We start from the raw sequence: 15,966 nt of genomic DNA on the forward strand, positions 1-15,966 counted from the left end.
CGTCGCAAGCCGCCGGCTTCGCCCGCGGGCGCGAACGTCCAGAGTCTGCGACCGACGTCACGCTGACACGGGCCGCCGGTACGATCCCGCCCATGGCGACTCCTGGGTGGTATCCCGATCCGAGTGGGGCTCCCGGGCAGTTCCGATACTTCGACGGCGCTACCTGGTCGGCCGCGACGACCTCCGACCCGCGGCAGTCACCGCCCGGCGGATACCCTCCCGGGAGTTCTCCCCCGGGGCCGGGTTCGCCGCGGCGCAGGTCCGCCCTGCCCCTGCTGCTGGTGGTGGCGCTCGCCGTGCTCGCGATCTTGGTTGCCGCGGTGGTCATCCGCAACCGAGGCGACGAGGCGGTAGGGTCCGCGCCGACCTCGACGGTCAGCGGCTGGGACGACTCCTCGCCGATCCCCACGCCCACGCCGTCACCCAGCCCGAGTGCGTCGACCAGCCCGACCCCGGACACCACCCCCGAGACCGATCCCTTGCCGTCCACACAGCCCTGCCCGTCCGGCGACCCGTACGCCGTCGGCAGCCACCCCGCGGACGGACGGGTGCACGGCGGGCGCCTCTCGTTCCCCCGGATCGCGGGCTACGAGGAACCGGCGCCGAAGTCCGCGCTGAGCTGGTTCCGCGACGTCGGGTCGCAGAGCCAGACCACCGAGCCGGGCTGGGAGTCATGGTTCGCGGTCGGCGAGGTCGACGCCACCGGTCAGTTCGAGACGGCTCGGGCCGCAGCAGCCGCCTCGATGCAGTGCGCGGTCAACGAAGGGCTGTTCTCCCGCTTCAGCCACCGGACCGACCTCCGCAACGAGGCCATCACCATCGACGGGCGCCCCGGCTGGGTCCTATCGGCCGAGATCCACGTCGACAACCCCAATCTCAGCGTGGATGGTGACGTCGTGACCTTCGTGTTCGTCGACGACGGCCGTGACCAGGTGCTCAGCGGGTATGCCGCCTTCACCCCGATCGGCGACAAGGCACGCGGCACGATCGCGGCGGACACGTTGGCCGCTCTGTCGCTGAGCTGAGCCGGCATTAGGGTCCGTCGAGCACCCCCCGGACTCAGCGTGGTCGGGGTCAGGGGCGGACGAGCGGCGCCGCATCGGCGCAGACGGCACACAGTCCCCAATACGTCACCTCAGCCTCGTCCACGACGAAACCGCGGGTGTCGGACGGGACGGCGCACGGCGCGCTGCCGACGGAGCACGGCACGTCGGCGACCAACCCGCACCCTCGGCAGACCAGATGGTGATGGTTGTCGGCGGAGGCGATCTCGAACCGCATGGCCGAGCCGGCCGGCTCGAACCGGCGCAGGATGGCGTGTTCGGTGAGGGTGTTCAAAGCGTCATAGACGGCCTGGGTCGACACCGACCCGATCACGTCACGGACCCGGGTCGTGACCTGGTCAGCGGCGATATGGGGGGCGGCTTGGAGCACCCGGAGCACGGCGAGCCGCGGTTGGGTCACCCGCAGGCCGGCCGAGCGTAGACGCTCTTCCCACGACGTCGGCGCGACGCCGGGTGATGCCGGGGTACCCATGTCTGCAGTCAACCACTGACTTTGGAATCATCCAAGAAAACTGCAGGAGGCTGTGCACGGCCCCCTCAGTCGTCGTTCCAGCGCGGATCGTCCTCCCACGCCTCGTTGCGTTCCGCCACCTTGGCCAGGGCCTGCTCCGCCTCCGCGCGGCTGCCGTACGGGCCGAGCCGGTCGACCGCCTTGCAGGTCGCGCTGTCGGGCTCCACCGTCTTGTGCGAGATGCAGTACCACCATTGACCGTCAGCCATGACGTCTCCTCCCTCGGGGACTCCGAGGCTATCCTGCGCTGTCCGCGCCCGGCCGAGGTGTGTCGGGCGGACCGTAGGATCGCCGCATGAGTGCGCTCCGACCCGCCGCCGTCTCCCCCGTCCGCCCGGTCCCGTCCTCCATCCGCCGCCCCGAGTACGTCGGTCGTCCCGCACCCACGCCGTACCGCGGCGGTCACGTCCAAAGTGCCGAGACGATCGAGAAGATGCGGGTGGCAGGACGGATCGCCGCGCAGGCGATGCGCGCCGCAGCGGACGCGATCGCGCCGGGGACGACGACCGACGAGCTCGACCGGATCGCGCACGAGTTCCTGCTGGACCACCATGCGTACCCGTCGACCCTGGGCTACCGCGGATTCCCGAAGTCCATCTGCACCTCGGTGAACGAGGTCATCTGCCACGGCATCCCGGACGCCCGGCCGCTGGAGGACGGCGACATCGTCAACATCGACCTGACCGCGTACGTCGACGGGGTGCACGGTGACAACTGTGCGACCTATCTGTGTGGGGACGTCGACGAGGAGTCCCGGCTGCTGGTCGAGCGCACCGCCGAGGCTCTGAACCGCGCCATCAAGGCGGTCAAGCCCGGCCGCCAGGTCAACGTGATCGGTCGGGTGATCGAGAGCTATGCCAGGCGCTTCGGCTACGGGGTGGTGCGTGACTACACCGGGCACGGCGTGCATACGGCCTTCCACTCCGGTCTGGTCATCCCGCACTACGACGAGCCGGCCTACGACACCGTGATCGAGCCGGGCATGACCTTCACCATCGAACCGATGATCACGCTCGGCACGCACGAGTGGGTGAGATGGGACGACGACTGGACGGTGCTGACGGCCGACGGCGCCAGGACTGCCCAGTTCGAGCACACCCTCGTGGTGACCGATACGGGAGCCGAGATCCTCACCCTGCCGTGAGCGGTGCAGCTGACGGCGCGATCTGACAACGGGTCCTTCGGCGGCTAGCCTTGACGCCGGACGAGTCGGTCAGGCGGTCGCGGCAGCTCTTGGGCTGTCGAGGAAAGTCCGGACTCCACAGAGCACGGTGGTGGGTAACGCCCACCCGGGGTGACCCGCGGGACAGTGCCACAGAGAACAGACCGCCCCTGACCTCGGTCAGGGGTAAGGGTGAAACGGTGGTGTAAGAGACCACCAGCACCTCAGGTGACTGAGGTGGCTCGGTAAACCCCACCCGGAGCAAGATCAAGAGGGTGCACGGCACGCGCAGGCGGGCACGGCACCTGCGGAGACGCCTGAGGGCTGCTCGCCCGAGTCTCCGGGTAGATCGCACCAGGCCGCTGGCAACAGCGGTCGCAGATGGATGATCGCCGCCTGTCCTCGTGACAGGCACAGAATCCGGCTTACGACCGACTCGTCCCCACCACTTCGACGTCGCGACGCGACACGGCGCCCCGCGTTGGCCAGGGCGCCGCGGCTGCACTACCGTGACTGCCACGCCGCTCCCCCGGCGGGTGCATACCGCTGACGTGGTCGGCACGTACATTGCTCGGGACCGTTTTGAAGAGGTTGACTGCAATGCCCGTACGTCCTTCCCCCCGTCCCTCGTCTGGTCCCCGTCCGGCCGCCGGTTGGCTCCGCACCGTTGCGATCACCGGGTTGGCCGGCGCCCTGGTCTCGACCGGCCTGGTCGCCGTCGCCGAGGACACGCCGAGCCCGACGCCGACCGCCACGTCCTCGGGCAACGCGACTCCCTCGGCCAACCCGCCAGCGCCCGCCCCGGAACCGACCACTCCGAAACCCACCAGCACTGACCCGAGCAGCCCTGATCCGAGCAGCCCTGACCCGACCACCACGAGGACGCCCGACAGCAGCCGGCCCAGCGCCCCCGAGCCCAGCACCGCCGAGCCCAGCACCGCGAAACCCAGCACCACCCGGCCCAGCGCCCGAGCTGCGGCTCCTGCGCCCTTCCAGTTGTCCATCACCGCCGGCGGCACGCCGCAGGCCGGCAAGTTCTTCGAAGACATCGGGCACTTCGCGATCCGCGGCACCATCGGCACCGGGCAGGCCGGCCAGCGGGTGGAGATCTACTGGTACAACCGCACCGGCAAGAAGTGGCAGCGCTCGGCGGCCATCACCACCACGGCCGGCGGCGCGTACGCCCACAACCAACCGGTCGGGCACGCGGAGACCGGACTGCGGTTCGCCGCCACCCGCGGTGGCGCGCCGGGGGCCGCCGGGGTGGTGACCAGCAACCAGATCTCGGTCACCGTCGCCGACGCAGGGGTGCGGACGGCCAAGCCGGCCGGCTCGATCGACTCGCTCAAGAACGCCAAGATCACCGGCACGGTGTATCCCGCTCGGTCCGGGGTGAAGATCACCATCGAGGTGAAGAAGGGCAGCCGGTACGTCAAGGGCGCCACCGCCAGCACCAACAGCAAGGGCGCGTTCAGCGCGTCACTGTCCTACGGCAAGGGCAACCTCGCCAGCTACACCGTCCGCAGCAGCTACCCGGCCGCCAACCGGAAGCGGAGCGAGGTCAGCGGCACCCAGAAGTTCACCCGCAAAGCGGTCCTGAACGCGGTGGTGACCAAGACCACCGCCGCCGAGGTAGCCAAGACCTATCGCAAGGGCTGCCCGGTGGGGCCGTCCAAGCTGCGAACGATCACCATGAACTACTACGGCCGCGACCGTAAGATGCACCGCGGCGTGATGATCGTCCGCTCCACCATGGTCACCAAGATCACCCGCGCCTTCGACGAGGCGCTCGAGCACCGCTTCCCGATCGCCAAGATGAACAACCCCAACGCCTACGGTGGCAATGATCCCCGGCAGATGGAGGCCAACAACACCAGCGGCTTCAACTGCCGCAAAGTGGTCGGCAACCCGTACGCGCAGTCCCCGCACTCCTACGGCACCGCGATCGACATCACCCCGGTGCAGAACCCGTACCGCGACGCCCGGGGCAAATGGTGGCCGAAGAACGGCAAGTCCTACATCGACCGCAGCCCGCGGCGGTTCGGGATGCTGACCAAGAACTCCTACATCACCAAGCAGCTCCGCAAAGACGGATTCTTCTGGGGCGGGTTCTGGAACCCGGGTCGCGACTACCAGCACTTCGAGTACTGATGTCGACACCGAGAAGCGCACCGCGACGCCTGCTGCTGTGCGCCGGCCTGATGCTGTCGTGGACCACGTTCGCCGCCTGCTCCGGCACCGAGGGCCCGACACCGTCACCGCCGGCCAGCAACGCCCCGGGACCTTCCGTCGGGTCGCCTTCGGGCGCCGCACCGTCAGGCTCGGGACCGTCCAGCCCTGCGACAGGATCGCTGAGTCCCTCGCCGGTCACCGAGCCGACCACCACCAATACGCTGCCCCCGCCACCGCGGCCGAGTGCGCCGGCGCCGAGCACGGCGGGTCAGCTGACCGAGAAGGCACTGCCGATACCCGCGGGCTGGAAGACGGTGGTCAGCGAGGGCGGTGAGGAGGAGGGCTATGAAGGCAACGGCACCTGGGTGCACGCCCGCGACCCCCGCTACGCCGCCCAGGACGCGATCACCATCGGCTGCACCGAGGTGACCCGCGACGACTACCCGGACCCGGTGGCGGCACTGGAGGGGTCTTACCAGGACCCCGACGGCGAACCGGGGATCGGGCTGGTGCTGCAGTTCACCGACGCCCAGGACGCGGAGGCCTACTTCACCCGCTATCGGGAGCAGGTCGCGGCCTGCGACGATCCGGATGTGGTCACCGCCCAGGTGGTCGATTCTGCGGCCGGCCTGATCGACCGGCGCAGCTACCCCGACGGCGAGTGGACCGAGATGGTCGCCCGCAAGGACAACCGGCTGACTCTGGTGATCTTGAGCGACCCCGGTCACGCGATCACCACGGCCGCCGCAGAGAAGGTGCTGCGCGACATCGTCACCCGGTGACCTCGACCGCGGTGCGGCTCAGACGAGGACGAACTCGACCCGTCCCTTGGCCGGGTCGGCCGACTCCAGCCGAACCTGCGCCTCATGGCCGAGCGGCAGGTGCTCGCCGCGCACCCGGGCCTCGACGGCAGGGTCAGCGATCACGACTGAGCCCCGCGCCCGCTTCTCGTCCACCTCGATCACGGTGGCGGTGAACGTGTCACCGACCCGGTCGGCGAGCAGGAACACCTCGACCAGGTCGATCACCGCCCGCTCGTACGCCTTCGCAGCCTTCTCCGAGCGCGCCATCTCCTCGGGGATCGCATCAAGGGCGGTCAGCACCCAGTGCGGCACCGGCTGGTCGGCGCACAACGCGAGGCAGATCTCTCCCACGTAGCGGTCCACCAGCCGGCGCAGCGGTGCGGTGGCATGGGCGTACTCGATGGCCAGGGCGGCGTGCTCCGCGTCGTCGGGGATCCCGCCGGAGAACGCCCGATAGCCGGCGCCGCGGAACAGGCTGGTGCAGGCGTTCAGCATGGCAGCGTGCAGCGGCACGGCAGGATCGAGACTGCGGACGAACTCGGGGTAGTCGAGCTCGGCCGGCCAGGGGATCCGCAGCGCCTTGGCCGTCTGGCGCAACCGCCGCAGCGATGCGTTGTCGGCGGGCGGCAACGTCCGAAGGACGCCCACCTGGCCGTAGAGCATGATGTGGGCAGCCGCCATCCCGGTCAGCAGCGAGATCTGGGCGTTCCAGCCCTCCACCGGCAGTGGCGACCGGAACCCGAGCCGCCAGCTGCCATCGGTGGTATCGATCTCCTGCTCGGGGATCTGCAGGCTGACACCGCCACGCTCGCGTTCTCGTTGCTCGCGCCACTGCCCCACCTGGCGGAGCAGGGCCAACGTCTGCCGCGGCGAGCCGGCGTCGATCTCGGCCTGGGCCTGTTCGTAGGTCAGCTGCTCGCGGCTGCGGACCTTCGCCCGCACCACCGCGGCGTCGACCAAGCGGCCGCCCGCGGTGAGGCGCATGGTCCACAGCAGAGCGGGCCGGGTCTCCCCCGCCAGCAGACTCGCCGCCTCCTCGCTGATCGCCGGCGGATGCAGCGGGATCCGCCGGTCCGGTGCATACAGTGTCTGCCCTCGGCGGTGCGCCTCCCGGTCCACCGCGTCGCCGGGGGTGACGAAGGCGGCCACGTCGGCGATGGCGTACGAGACGACGAAGCCGTCGCCATCTTCGACGATGCAGACTGCCTGGTCCAGGTCGCGAGCACCCGGGGGGTCGATGGTGATCAGCTCGAGGTCGGTACGGTCCAGCTCGGGCCAGCGGGGGTTCTGCGCCGCCTGCGCGGCGACGCTGAGCACCTCGTCGTCGAAGCCGTTCGGCAGCTGCAGCTCGGTGCGGATCTCGGCCAGACCCTTCGTCAGAGCCTCGGGCACGTTGGCGCGGATGTCGACCTTGCGGGCTGGCATGCCCCGCAGCCTACAAGGGCCACCGAGCCCGCGGCACCGGCCTAGGACACGGCGTCCGCCCGCCCGCCTCGACTCAGGTCAAACCCGTGCCGGCCGCTCACACCCCGCCGATCTGGGAGATCTGATCATCGTCGACCTCAGTCATCCGATACGGGGCCTCGGGTGGCGGTGGCAGCTCGGCGATGTGCTCGTTGAGCGCCTGCGCCAAGATGTTGTGCTGGTATGCGGGCAGCATCGTCATCTCGTTGAGGTAGAGCTCGACGTCGCCCCGGCCCGCCTCGCCGCCGAGCGCGAAGTAGCGCAGCCACAGCTCGTTGCTCCCCAGCTCACAGCCACGGAAGGCGGCGACCAGTCCGCGGCGGTCGTCCTCAGGAGTAGGTGGTTGCAGAGCCATCGCGGTCACCGCTGCCTGGCTGGGCGGTCGCGTCGGCGATCGGCAGCGAGTGGCCGCAGCGCAGGGCGGCCGCTCTCGAGTCGGGCGCGAGGGATCGGACCATCGTGGTCCAGATCGAGTGCTGACGAGTTCATGCGTGCTCCCAGGTGCTTGCGGCCCAGGCGCCGGGCGATGAGACCCGCATACCGCGACGCCCGCAAGCTGTGTTGCGACGGCTGATTCGTTAGATCATGGTATCGCGCCGGACCCCAGGAGTCCCGTGCTCGGGCAGGCCCATTGTGGGGCCCCTGGCCGGCGCCGTCAGACGCAGCGCGTCACCGGAGCGCCGTCGAGGGCGGCGTTGACCAGGGCATCGGCAGCCTTGTTCTCGGCCCGCGGCACCCAGACCCAGCTCACCTGAGCCGGCCGGACCTCGTTGGCCCGGACTGCCAGCGGCTTCATCGCGGGGTGCTTGATCTTCCAGCGCCCGGCCATCTGCTCGACCACCAGCTTGGAGTCCATCCGTACCTCCACCGGTGCGCTGGGGTCGAGGGCACGGGCCATCTCCAGCCCGGCGATCAGGCCCGAGTATTCGGCGACGTTGTTGGTGGCCACCCCGATGGCCAGCCCTTCCTGCGCCAGCACCTCGCCGGTGGCGGCGTCGCGCACCAGCGCACCGTACGCCGCCGGACCGGGGTTGCCGCGGGAGCCGCCGTCCGCCTCGACCACGAGCCGGCGGCCAGACGGTGCGGGCGTCGGCGTGACCTGATCCTCGTCGTCGAAGAAGCCGGGGCCGTCCTGCACGTCCACGGGCCGTCGACCGCTCACAGGCCGGACTCCGCGGTCCGGATCAGGATCCGCCCGCATTCCTCGCAGCGCAGTACCTCGTCGGCAGGAGCCGCGGCGAACACCCGCAGCTCCGCGGCGTTGATCTCCAGCCGACAGCCGGTGCAGCGGCGCTGCCGGAGCTCGGCCGCCCCCACGCCGCCGTGGTTGGCGCGCAGCTTCTCGTACAGCGCGAGCAGATCGGCCGGCACCCGCGGGGCCAAGTCAGTGCGCTCGGCGCCGTGCTCGGCGGCCTCCGCGGCGATCACCGCCAGCTTCTCGTCCCGGCTCGCCACCAGCGTCGAAAGAGCCGCGTCCAGCTGGGCCATCTCCGACTGGAGCTGGGTACGGCGGGCGGTGGCCGCCTCCAGCCACTCCATGATCTCGAGCTCGGCGTCCTCCAGGTCGCCGATCCGCTTCTGCAGGTGCGCCACCTCCTCCACCAAGGAGTTGAGCGCCTTGGGGTCGGGCACCGTCCCGTCCGCGATCCGCTTCTGGTTGCGGGCGAGCCGGTCTTTGACCGGCTGCAGGTCCGCCTCCGACTTGGCCAGGTCCAGCTCAAGGTCCGACACCTGGGTGTCAGCCTCGACCAGGTCGGCCGCCAGCTTGGTCCGTTCCGCGTGCCGGGCCGCGATCTCCGCGTGCTCGGGCAGCGTCCGTCGGCGGTGCTGGAGCTGGGCCAGAGCCGAGTCCACGGTCTGCAGGTCCAACAGGCGCAGCTGCGCACTCGTCTCGGCTCTGATGTCTTGCTCCTTCTTGACTCCCGGCGCCGCGGGGTGCCGCGACGCCGACATCTGCGTGCCGCTACTGCGACGCGGACCACCCTACTTCCGTGCGGTGGCCGGTCGCAGCCACCGGCCCACCCAGACACGCGCGGCAGGTCTGAGTCGGTCGCCGTGAGATGCGGGGCGCGTCGCATTGCCGCGGCGGGAATACATAGTCGAGAATGGAGGTTATCGCCGGCGAGGGTTCAGCCCTTTGCCAGTCGGTCCTCAATGCAGCGGTCCGGCAACACCCCACTGTGCCTTCCCGAGGACCTGCCATGAACACCGCGTCCAAACCCGACCAGGTCGACCTGGAACGGCTCCCACAGCCCACCCCTACGGACCTGAGCGGTGCCCGGCCCGTCAGCCCGGTCGCCGCCGGTACGCCGCAGCACTTGCCCATGCCGGGCGACCGTTTCGTCGGACGAAAGTATGTCCAGCTCGTTCTGATGCTTGGTTCACTCAGTGCCATCGGAGCGCTGACCGTGGACATGTACCTGCCGGCCCTGCCCCAGCTGACCGCCGAGATGGGCGCCACCGCCTCGCAGGCTCAGATGACCATCACCGGGCTGCTCGTCGGCCTGGGGCTCGGCCAGCTGGTGATCGGCCCGCTGTCCGATGCGGTCGGCCGTCGCCGGCCGCTGCTGATCGGCCTCGTCGCTCACGCCGCGATGTCGGTGCTCTGCGTCCTCGCGCCGTCCATCACGCTGCTGGCCCTCACCCGCACCCTCCAGGGCGTCGCCGGTGCCGCGGTGGCCGTGGTGTCGATGGCCATGGTCCGCGACCTGTTCAAGGGCCTGCGGGCGGCGCAACTGCTGTCGCGGCTGGTGCTGGTCATGGGGCTAGCCCCGATCCTGGCCCCGTCCCTGGGCAGCGGACTGCTCAAGTTCACGTCCTGGCAGGGAATCTTCGTGGTTCTCGCGCTGGCTGCCGTGCTGCTCTTCGTTATCGCCCTGGTCGCTCTGCCCGAGACGCTGCCACCGGCCAGGCGGCTCCCGGCCCGACCCAGTCAGTCTCTGCGTGCCTACAAAGTGCTGTTTCGCGACAAGCTGTTCGTGCTCATGGTGCTCGTGGCTGCCTTCATGTTCGCCACCATGTTCGCCTACATCGCCGGGTCACCCTTCCTCTTCCAGGATCTCTATCACCTCACCCCGTCGCAGTACGGTCTCGCGTTCGGTGCGAACGCCCTCGGTCTCATCCTGATGAGTCAGGTCAACCCGGTGCTGGTCAAGCGTTTCGGGCCGGTGAAGGTGTTGACCGCGGCCGTGTTCGCCGCCCTGGCCGGAGCTCTGGCACTGCTGACCGTGACCCTGCTCGACGTGGGCGGCCTGGCCGGTCTGATGATCCCGCTGTGGTTCATGATCACCGCTGTCGGCCTGTCGTTCCCGAACGCTCCCGCCATCGCCTTGAACCGGCACGGTGAGGCCGCCGGCACGGCTGCTGCGCTGCTCGGCTCGGCCCAGTTCCTCATCGGCGGCATGGCAGCTCCAGTCGTCGGCGCTCTGGACAACGGCACCGCGGTGCCGATGGCAGCGGTGGTCGTCGGCACGACAGCGATCGCCACCGTGCTGGTCCTGGTGGCGCGTCGCGGACTCTCCACCGTCAGCTTCGACTGAGTCCCACCGCCTGGGGGTGGGCGCTCGCGCCCGCCGTTGACGACGCCCGCTGAGCTCCGCTCAGCGGGCGTTCCAACGTTCCAGGGCTGGGATGCTCTTGGCCTCACCGAGCACCGACACCGTTCCGGTATCCAGCGGGAACCGCGCGCCGTCGGCCAGGTCGAAGCGAAGCCAGCGGACGCTGAGGGCCCGCAGGATGTGCCCATGGGCGAAGGCGATCGCCTGGTCCACGCCCGACTCACGGACCCGGGCGATCACCCGGTCGAGCCGGGTGGCGACCTGCTCCGGCGTCTCACCACCGGGTGAGGGGTGGGTCCAGATCGTCCAGCCCGGCACGGCCTCCTGGATCTGGTCGCTGGTCTGGCCCTCGTAGTCCCCGTAGGCCCACTCGGCGAGGTCCTCGGTCACCTCCGGCTCATGATCACCGGTGAAGCCGGCGAGCTCGGCGGTGTGCCGGGCCCGACGCCGCGGGCTGGAGAGCACCAGCCCGAAGTCGGGTGGATCCAGGACCTCCCGCAGGCTGCTGGCCTCCCGTTCTCCCTTCGCGGTCAACGCCAGATCAGTGACCGACGTGTGCCGGCCTGACCTGCTCCACTCCGTCTCCCCGTGGCGCACGATGAACAGCCTGGTCATGGCCTTCTCCTCACGTCGTCCTGGCAGATCCGGCCCTGGCAGACGTGCCAGTGCTGGCCGGCGGCGATGCGGGCCACGATGGCCCGCTGCAGGGTGGTCTCCTGCGGCAACGTACCCAGATCGACGTCGCCGCGTCGGGCGAAGGTGAAGAACACTGCGTCGCCGTCGGCCGGCGTCGGCTCCCCCTCCAGCTGCCACCGGCGCTGGAAGCGAGCCATATTGGATTCCGGCGCCAGCGCCGCGGCCAGCTCGGGGTCCAGCAGCCAGCTCGAGCAATACAGGTCGGTGGTCGAGAAGTCCCTGAAGTGCTCGGCGAAGAAGTCCACCGCCTGGGCGAAGGCGTCATCGACGGCCGCGGGGGTCAACGGCCCGGTTCTGGGAATGTGGCAGGAGATCACCCAGCCGGCCGGCTGCCGCTCGTCCGGCTGCAGGTTGAACTGCAACCGGCCGAGCCAGTACAACGCGCCCGACCACGCCACGCTCAGCCAGCCGAAGGTGTGCAGCCCGAAGACGCCGAACGTCTCCCGGTGCACCCAGGCCTGCTGCCCCAGATCCGACAGCGACCGCCACGACACCTCCGCCGAGATGCCCCGGGACCGGTGGAACTCGTGCACGTCGGGCGCCGTCGCGACGAGTGCGACCAGCGGCAGCACCCCCACTCCCAGCGGGTCAGGGTGCGCGTCGTCCAAGGCGTAGGACTCGAACGGTCCCGCGCCGTCTCGGACGAAGTCGCCGATCGAGGCCCTCAGCCCAGTGACCAGCGGCCGGAGCCGGTCCAGCAGGGCCGGATCGTCGGCGACCGCCTGGAGTGCGGCCCGGACCTCGGCCAGGTCGTCGTCGCGGAACCCGAGCCGGGTCACCACCTCGTCCAGCTCGCCGGCAGCAACTCGGTCGACCGCATCGTTCATGGCGGTCAGCCTAACCAGCCCGCACCGGCCGGCGACGCCCGGAGCAGGCAGCGAGACGCCGCCGAGGCTGCCGGTGCGAGAATGGAAATATGAACGACAAGCAGCCGGCACTGCCCAACCGCCAGACCCCGTTCTCCGACGCCTTCCGGGCCTTCATCGGTGAGAACTGGGCGCCCTACGCCGCGGAGCTGCCGTCACTCGCGCCGGCCTCGGCCGTGGCACCCGAGCGGCGCGCGAAGGTGAGCAGCGCCTGCCCGGGCCAACGCGTGGTGATTCCCGCCGGCGATCTGAAGATCCGGTCCAACGACACCGACTACCGCTACCGCCCGCACTCCGCCTTCGCCCATCTGACCGGGCTGGGCACCGACCGCGAGCCGGGCGCGGTGCTGGTGCTCGAACCCACCGACACCGGTCACGAGGCCACGCTCTACTTCAAGCCGCGGGCGTCGCGGGACTCCGAGGAGTTCTACGCCAACGCCCGCTATGGCGAGATGTGGGTGGGCCAGCGACCGTCGCTGGCTGAGATGACGAGCCTGTGCGGCATCCACTGCGCCGCGATCGACCAGCTGCCCGACGACCTGGCCAAGGACGCCGCCACGACAGTCATCCGGGTGCTCCGGGGGGCCGACGAGACGATCGACGCGCTGGTCGACTCGGTCCGGGCGGCGGCGCAGGACACCGACGAGGACCTCACCGAGATCGAGTCCGAGTCCGACGCCACCCTCGCGGTGTTGCTGAGCGAGCTCCGGCTGATCAAGGACGAGTTCGAGATCGAGCAGATGCGGCAGGCCTGCGCAGCGACGGCCGCCGGCTTCGAGGCGGTGGTGGCGGCGCTGCCCGATGCCGTTCGTCGCGGCCGGGGCGAGCGCTGGGTGGAGGGCGTCTTCGGACTGCACGCCCGCCATGCCGGCAACGCCGTGGGCTACGACACCATCGCCGCCTCCGGCGACCACGCCTGCACCCTGCACTGGATCCGCAACGACGGCGATGTTCGCGAGGAGGACCTGCTGCTGTTGGATGCCGGGGTCGAGCTCGACTCGCTCTACACCGCCGACATCACCCGTACCCTGCCGGTCAGTGGCCGGTTCAGCGACGCCCAACGTCAGGTCTACGAGGCTGTGCTGGAGGCCCAGGAAGCGGGGATCGCCGCCGCTCGCCCGGGGGCGAAGTTCGCCGACGTGCACGCCGCCGCCATCGCTGTCGTGGCCCGCTATCTGGACGAGTGGGGCATCCTGCCGATCTCGGCCGAGGAGTCGCTCTCACCCGACGGTGGCCTGCACCGTCGCTGGATGGTGCACGGCACGTCGCACCACCTCGGCATCGACGTGCACGACTGCGCGCAGGCCAGGCTGGAGAACTATCGGCTGGGCACCCTGGAACCCGGCATGGTGATCACCGTCGAGCCGGGGATCTACTTCAAGGCCGACGACTTGTTGGTCCCGGAGCACCTGCGCGGCATCGGCGTCCGGATCGAGGATGACATCGTCATCACCGAGGACGGCAACGAGAACCTGTCGTCCGGGTTGCCCCGGACGAGCACCGAGGTCGAGGCCTGGATGGCCGGCATCCTCCAGCGCTGAGCCTGTCGTCGCCTATTCGAAGGCCGCAGCGCGAGACCCGGGGAGCTGCTGCAGCTTCTCCCGCGCCTCGGCAGCCACCTTGTGCTCGCACAGCACCTCATAGCGGGTGGCGACCGTCTGGGTCACCGAGGTGAAGTCGCGCTTGCCCTGAGTCAGGGCGTAGGCGATGACGCTGAACACGATGCCGATCAGAATGCCGATGGCCAGCGCCACGATCAGCAGCAGGAGCACGCTGCCGGGATCGCCGAAGATCAACATCACTAGGCCGACGAGAAGGCCGGTGGAGACTCCGGACTGCGCCCCCTGGGCGACCGCCGTCCCCCAGCTCTTACGGCCGAGCACCCGCTCAACGCTCCGCAGGTCCGTGCCGACGATGGCCAGGTTCTGGACGGCGAACTTCTCGTCGGCGAGGAAGTCGACGGCCTTCTGCGCGTCGGCGTAGGTGGAGTAGGTACCGATCGACTGCGGGAACTGCAGGTCGAACAGCGAACTCGGCCGATTCTGCGGAATGCTCATGCGTGATCCTCCTGGGGTGGTCGCTTCAATCTACTCCCCTCACTCCGAACCAGACCCACCCATGCCGGATCAGCGGCGGTGCCCAGCGATCGTCACGACCAGCTTGTCTTCGACCGGTCGGGGGGTGCTGCCGGTGTACTGGCTGAGCATCGAGAAGACATAGCGCCGCCCGTCTGCGCCGTTCACATAGCCGCTCAAGGCGGTGACACCGGTGAGCGAGCCGGTCTTGGCGTGGGCATTGTTGGCCGCCGGCGTGTTCTTCATCCGACTGCGAAGCGTGCCGCCCTTCATCCGATCGCTGTGGCCGGCCACCGGCAGCGAGGCGTAGAACGCCGGGAACCACTTCCGCTGCTGGACCCGATAGAGCACAGTGCTGAGCGCCTTCGGGGTGATCTTGTTCTTGCGGGTGAGGCCGGAGCCGTCCGACAACGAGATGCCGGCCATCGGCGCGCCCAGCTTCTTCATCGTCGCCTTGGTGTACGACAGACCATCGGCCCAGTTGCCGGGTCGGCCCTTCTTGGTGCCCATCGCCTTGGTCAGGGCCTCGGCGTGCATGTTGTTCGACAGCTTCATGAACGGGACCAGCAGCTTGGACAGGTTCATCGAATAGTCCCGGGCGACCACGGTCTGTGATCCCTTGGGCATCGTCATGATCTTGGTGCCGCCAACCACCTTCACCCCAGCCTTGCCCAACGCGGTCCGAAACACCGAGGCGGCCAGCAGCTCAGGCTTGTCGACGGTGACCCATTCCTTCGCGGTGGCGCGGCCGACCGGCACCCGGCCGGTGACAGTGATGGTGTTGGTGCCGAGCTTCCGGCTGATCCCGAAGCTGGCGGAGGTTCCCCGCGCGGTGGTGGTGGTCTTGTTGACGATGGTGACGTACTTCGCGGCGGCGGCCGGTGTGACGCTGACCGTGGCCCGCTTGCCCTTCTTGCCGGGCTTGTAGTTGACGATCACCGTGCCGGAGTCGTAGTCGGTGTCGGGGGCCAGGGTCAGCGCGGAGATCTGGGCCGCGTAGTAGTCGGACGCATACGACGTCGACCAGGCCTTGTTGTAGCGCTGGGAGTCGAAATAGCTGACGTCCGCGACGACCTTCTTGGTCACCCGGGTGATGCCCGCGGCACGGACCTTCGCCGCCAGCGCCCGCAGGTCGCTCTCCATGGTGGTCGGGTCGCCGTAGCCCTTGAGATAGAGGTTGCCGTTCAGCACCCCCTTCTTCACCGAGCCCCGGCGGACCACGTCGGTCTTGAACGTGTACGTCGGGCCCAACGTGTCCATCGCTGCCACCGCGGTGAGGATCTTGGTGTTCGACGCCGGGGTGATCGCCTTGGTGGCGCTCCGGGAGTAGAGCGTGGCGCCCGTCGCCGCGTCGAGAACGACGGCGCCCGAGGTCGCCCGGGTGACACGGGAGTCCTTCATCACCTTCGTCAGCTTCGCGGCCAGCGCCGAGTCCTTGGTCGCCGCGGCGGCGGTCGGTGCCGAGCCCAGCCCGCCGGCGACCAGCACCGCTGTGGCCGTGGTGGTGGTGGCGAGCACCCGGGTAAGCGTCGTGATGGTGGACCGCAGAGAGACCTGCTGCATGTTCCGAACTCCTCGTGCTGGTCCCCGAGCTCG

At 69.6% G+C, this 15,966-nt stretch carries 16 protein-coding genes and 1 other RNA gene; 7 read left to right on the plus strand and 10 right to left on the minus strand.

From position 1 onward, the window contains the following. The first annotated feature begins 92 nt into the window (after positions 1 to 92). A complete protein-coding gene (locus AC1XX3_RS07555) occupies positions 93 to 1,025 on the plus strand; it encodes a DUF2510 domain-containing protein (RefSeq protein WP_483320475.1) in 933 nt (310 codons plus the stop codon). Between the two features lie 49 nt (positions 1,026 to 1,074). Here the strand turns inward: AC1XX3_RS07555 and AC1XX3_RS07560 are convergent, their stop codons facing one another. Both AC1XX3_RS07560 and AC1XX3_RS07565 read right to left on the minus strand, forming a co-directional pair. After that, the gene (locus tag AC1XX3_RS07560) at positions 1,075 to 1,536 is read right to left on the minus strand and encodes a Fur family transcriptional regulator (RefSeq protein WP_483320476.1); all 462 of its coding nucleotides are present in this window, start codon (positions 1,534 to 1,536) and stop codon (positions 1,075 to 1,077) included. A gap of 65 nt (positions 1,537 to 1,601) precedes the next feature. Continuing rightward, complete coding sequence (locus AC1XX3_RS07565; protein WP_483320477.1) at positions 1,602 to 1,784, minus strand: hypothetical protein; 183 nt, start codon at positions 1,782 to 1,784, stop codon at positions 1,602 to 1,604. An 86-nt stretch (positions 1,785 to 1,870) separates the two neighbouring features. On the opposite strand from AC1XX3_RS07565, the gene map reads away from it, so the two are divergent. The 4 genes from map (at position 1,871) to AC1XX3_RS07585 (ending at position 5,691) form a co-directional block, all read left to right on the plus strand. Further along, positions 1,871 to 2,719: a type I methionyl aminopeptidase gene (gene map / locus AC1XX3_RS07570; protein ID WP_483320478.1), complete on the plus strand. Its 849-nt coding sequence runs from the start codon at positions 1,871 to 1,873 to the stop codon at positions 2,717 to 2,719. A 61-nt stretch (positions 2,720 to 2,780) separates the two neighbouring features. Beyond that, positions 2,781 to 3,180, plus strand: an RNA gene (gene rnpB / locus AC1XX3_RS07575) — RNase P RNA component class A. Positions 3,181 to 3,337: 157 nt separating this feature from the next. Beyond that, complete coding sequence (locus AC1XX3_RS07580; RefSeq protein ID WP_483320479.1) at positions 3,338 to 4,888, plus strand: M15 family metallopeptidase; 1,551 nt, start codon at positions 3,338 to 3,340, stop codon at positions 4,886 to 4,888. Continuing rightward, a complete protein-coding gene (locus tag AC1XX3_RS07585) occupies positions 4,888 to 5,691 on the plus strand; it encodes a hypothetical protein (RefSeq protein WP_483320480.1) in 804 nt (267 codons plus the stop codon). Before AC1XX3_RS07580 ends, AC1XX3_RS07585 begins: the two co-directional genes overlap by 1 nt. Positions 5,692 to 5,709: 18 nt before the next feature. Here AC1XX3_RS07585 and AC1XX3_RS07590 read toward each other — a convergent pair whose 3' ends face one another. The 4 genes from AC1XX3_RS07590 to AC1XX3_RS07605 form a co-directional block, all read right to left on the minus strand. Continuing rightward, positions 5,710 to 7,137 (minus strand): RNB domain-containing ribonuclease, encoded by a 1,428-nt coding sequence (locus tag AC1XX3_RS07590; protein ID WP_483320481.1) that lies wholly within the window; start codon positions 7,135 to 7,137, stop codon positions 5,710 to 5,712. A 97-nt stretch (positions 7,138 to 7,234) separates the two neighbouring features. Continuing rightward, positions 7,235 to 7,531 (minus strand): hypothetical protein, encoded by a 297-nt coding sequence (locus AC1XX3_RS07595; protein ID WP_483320482.1) that lies wholly within the window; start codon positions 7,529 to 7,531, stop codon positions 7,235 to 7,237. 300 nt (positions 7,532 to 7,831) lie between these two features. Continuing rightward, positions 7,832 to 8,338 carry a reverse transcriptase-like protein gene (locus AC1XX3_RS07600; protein WP_483320483.1) on the minus strand — a complete coding sequence of 169 codons (507 nt, stop codon included), beginning with the start codon at positions 8,336 to 8,338 and terminating at the stop codon, positions 7,832 to 7,834. Then, positions 8,335 to 9,129, minus strand: a complete 795-nt coding sequence (locus AC1XX3_RS07605; protein ID WP_483320484.1) for a zinc ribbon domain-containing protein — start codon at positions 9,127 to 9,129, stop codon at positions 8,335 to 8,337. Before AC1XX3_RS07605 ends, AC1XX3_RS07600 begins: the two co-directional genes overlap by 4 nt. A gap of 248 nt (positions 9,130 to 9,377) precedes the next feature. On the opposite strand from AC1XX3_RS07605, the gene AC1XX3_RS07610 reads away from it, so the two are divergent. Then, positions 9,378 to 10,715 (plus strand): multidrug effflux MFS transporter, encoded by a 1,338-nt coding sequence (locus AC1XX3_RS07610; protein ID WP_483320485.1) that lies wholly within the window; start codon positions 9,378 to 9,380, stop codon positions 10,713 to 10,715. A 60-nt stretch (positions 10,716 to 10,775) separates the two neighbouring features. On the opposite strand, the gene AC1XX3_RS07615 is transcribed toward AC1XX3_RS07610, so the two are convergent. Both AC1XX3_RS07615 and AC1XX3_RS07620 read right to left on the minus strand, forming a co-directional pair. Continuing rightward, entirely contained in the window at positions 10,776 to 11,348 is a 573-nt protein-coding gene (locus AC1XX3_RS07615; RefSeq protein WP_483320486.1) for a histidine phosphatase family protein, read from the minus strand. Further along, entirely contained in the window at positions 11,345 to 12,256 is a 912-nt protein-coding gene (locus AC1XX3_RS07620) for an acyltransferase domain-containing protein (protein WP_483320487.1), read from the minus strand. The genes AC1XX3_RS07615 and AC1XX3_RS07620 overlap by 4 nt, the downstream gene beginning before the upstream one ends. Before the next feature lie 89 nt (positions 12,257 to 12,345). Here AC1XX3_RS07620 and AC1XX3_RS07625 point away from each other — a divergent pair, with 89 nt between their 5' ends. Next, positions 12,346 to 13,836: an aminopeptidase P family protein gene (locus AC1XX3_RS07625; protein WP_483320488.1), complete on the plus strand. Its 1,491-nt coding sequence runs from the start codon at positions 12,346 to 12,348 to the stop codon at positions 13,834 to 13,836. 12 nt (positions 13,837 to 13,848) lie between these two features. Here AC1XX3_RS07625 and AC1XX3_RS07630 read toward each other — a convergent pair whose 3' ends face one another. Then, positions 13,849 to 14,352, minus strand: coding sequence for a YflT domain-containing protein (locus AC1XX3_RS07630; RefSeq protein ID WP_483320489.1), 504 nt, complete (start codon positions 14,350 to 14,352; stop codon positions 13,849 to 13,851). 69 nt (positions 14,353 to 14,421) lie between these two features. Beyond that, positions 14,422 to 15,933 carry a D-alanyl-D-alanine carboxypeptidase/D-alanyl-D-alanine endopeptidase gene (gene dacB / locus AC1XX3_RS07635; protein ID WP_483320490.1) on the minus strand — a complete coding sequence of 504 codons (1,512 nt, stop codon included), beginning with the start codon at positions 15,931 to 15,933 and terminating at the stop codon, positions 14,422 to 14,424. Positions 15,934 to 15,966 lie beyond the last annotated feature (33 nt).

The sequence above is a fragment of the Microlunatus sp. M237 genome, from assembly GCF_056896895.1.